Origin of the sequence: Micromonospora yasonensis (genome assembly GCF_026013475.1) — a bacterium.
Taxonomy (GTDB): domain Bacteria; phylum Actinomycetota; class Actinomycetes; order Mycobacteriales; family Micromonosporaceae; genus Micromonospora; species Micromonospora yasonensis.
This window is the reverse complement of record NZ_JAPDPH010000425.1, coordinates 1-1,943: the sequence shown is the minus strand read 5'-3', so window position 1 is coordinate 1,943 and position 1,943 is coordinate 1. Positions and strand designations below refer to the sequence as shown.

The following is a 1,943-nucleotide window of genomic DNA, read 5'->3' as shown; positions in this document are numbered from 1 at the left end:
CGCCCGCCACCGGACGAGTCTTGCAGTGGCGGGCCGGCCGCGGGGCCGGATTGGACCCGATCCGCCCTCGGGTCAGGTCGACTCGGCGGGCCGGTCGGCGAAGACGCCCTGCAGCATGCCGGTGGCCTGTCCGATCTCGATGAGATAGCCGTCCGGGTCACGCAGGTAGCAGCGCAGCTCGGCCTTGCGGTCGAGCGGTTCGGTCAGGAACTGCCCGCCCTTCGCCCGCGCGTCGGCGTAGAACGCGGCGATGTCGGCAACCCGTACGTTCAGGAACGCCGACACCGGGTCGCCGGGCTCGGGCGGGGTCAGGGTGATGTCGGGCTTGTCGGGGGTGGGGCCGCCGCCGGGGTTCATGATGATCCAGCTGTTGGCGATCCGCACGATCGCGGGATTCTCCGGCAGGACGATCTGTCCGCCGAAGATGTCGGCGTAGAACCTCCGGGAGACCGCGACGTCGCGCACCGTCAGGAAATGCGTGACGACCAGTCCGTGCCGGGGCGCGGGAAGATCATCACGGTCCATCGGCGTCTCCTCACGGTTGTCCGTCCTGCCGTGCGGACGATCTCCGCCGGCCCCACCGTCGCGGTTCAGCCTCCCAGTTCCGCCGTCGCCCCGGGGCGCTCTCGGGAAAACCCACCCGGGACTGTCGGGTACCGGGCCCGGCCGGCGTCCTCGTCCGGGTGCCGCTCGCCCCGCCCGCGTCGACGGTGCGGACGCAGATGTCGTAGACCGCGTGGTCGGTGGGCCGATAGGGCCGGATGACCGGCGTGGTCGGCGCGCTGCTCATGCCCGGACGGTACGGCGTGGGACCGCTCTCACCGAAGCCCCGGACTGCCCGGCGGTGTCAGTCGCCCAGCCGTTCCCGGGCGAGGAACTTCGGCACGACCATCCGCCACGCCTCGGTCACCAGTTCGGTCATCTGCTCATGGTCGAGGCGGTCGAGGTGGCAGCACACCCAGTGGTACCGAAGGTCGGCGGGCGGGGGCAGGAAGAACAGGTCCGGTTCGGCGGCGATCAGGCCGTCGCGTTCCTCCTTCGGGTAGCCGAAGCCCATCGTCCGCTCGTCGCGGGAGAAGGCGACGTAGACGATTTGGCCGACCCGGAACTTGATCCGGTCACGGATCAGGTGCTCGCTGGTGCGGGGGAGCGTGCTGGCGAGCGCGCGTACGTCGTCGACGGTGACCACGGTCCGGACCGTACCTCCACCGTCCGACAGTTCAGCGCGGCGCGGCCGGCAGGACGCCCGCCGACGAGGCGTACGCGGCGCGGGCGATCACCTCGTGGCCCCGGGCGTTGGGATGGTCGCCGTCGTCGGCGAGCAAATCGGTGGGGTCGGCCTCCCCGGTGGGGCCGCGGAACTCGGGGTACGTGGCCACGTAGATCGCCCCGCTGCGGCGCGCCGCCGCCCGCAGGGCGTCGTTGACGTACGCGGTGGCGGTGTCCGCGTCGGCCAGCCCGTTGGTGTCCGTGCCGTCCCGGGCGACCTGCCCGTCCCGGTCGACGTTCCAGTAGCCGAGCACCAGGACCGGCAGCGGACCGCCGTGCAGGTCCCGCAGCGCGGTGACCGCCGCGGCGACGTGCTCGCCCACCTCCTCCGCCGTCGCCCGGTACGCCGCCGCCCCGGACCGCGCCTCGACCAGCGGGACCATGTCGTTGGCCCCCGACATGATCAGCACCGCGTCGACCTGGCGTAGCGCGCGGCGCGCGACCGGGGACCGGAGTTGGCCGTCGAGGTCCGCGGAGGTCGTGCCGCCGACGGCCACGTTCACCGACGTGGTGGTCGGGCCGAGCAGTCGCGCGTACAGGTCGGGGAAGGGGGCGCAGCCGCAGGCCGTGCCGGCGGGCACCGAGTCGCCGAGCGCGACGACGGTGCCGGCGGGGGAGGACCCGGCGGTCGCCGGCCCGAGCGGGGAGGCGACGGTGAGGATGAGGGCCGACCC

3 protein-coding genes are annotated in these 1,943 nt (G+C 73.2%); all 3 read right to left on the bottom strand.

Going from position 1 to position 1,943, the window contains the following annotated elements:
* Positions 1–72: 72 nt before the first annotated feature.
* Complete coding sequence (locus tag ONA70_RS36035; RefSeq protein WP_265010946.1) at positions 73–525, bottom strand: VOC family protein; 453 nt, start codon at positions 523–525, stop codon at positions 73–75.
* A gap of 322 nt (positions 526–847) precedes the next feature.
* On the bottom strand, positions 848–1,189 hold the full coding sequence (locus ONA70_RS36030) for an MmcQ/YjbR family DNA-binding protein (RefSeq protein ID WP_265010945.1): 342 nt from the start codon (positions 1,187–1,189) through the stop codon (positions 848–850).
* Positions 1,190–1,220: 31 nt separating this feature from the next.
* Positions 1,221–1,943 (bottom strand): SGNH/GDSL hydrolase family protein (locus tag ONA70_RS36025; protein WP_265010944.1); only part of this gene is annotated, 723 nt, incomplete at its 5' end.

Excerpts from the sequence above, each read along its gene's own strand:
- ONA70_RS36035 (WP_265010946.1), bottom strand. The coding sequence starts at position 525 with ATGGACCGTGATGATCTTCCCGCGCCCCGGCACGGACTGGTCGTCACG.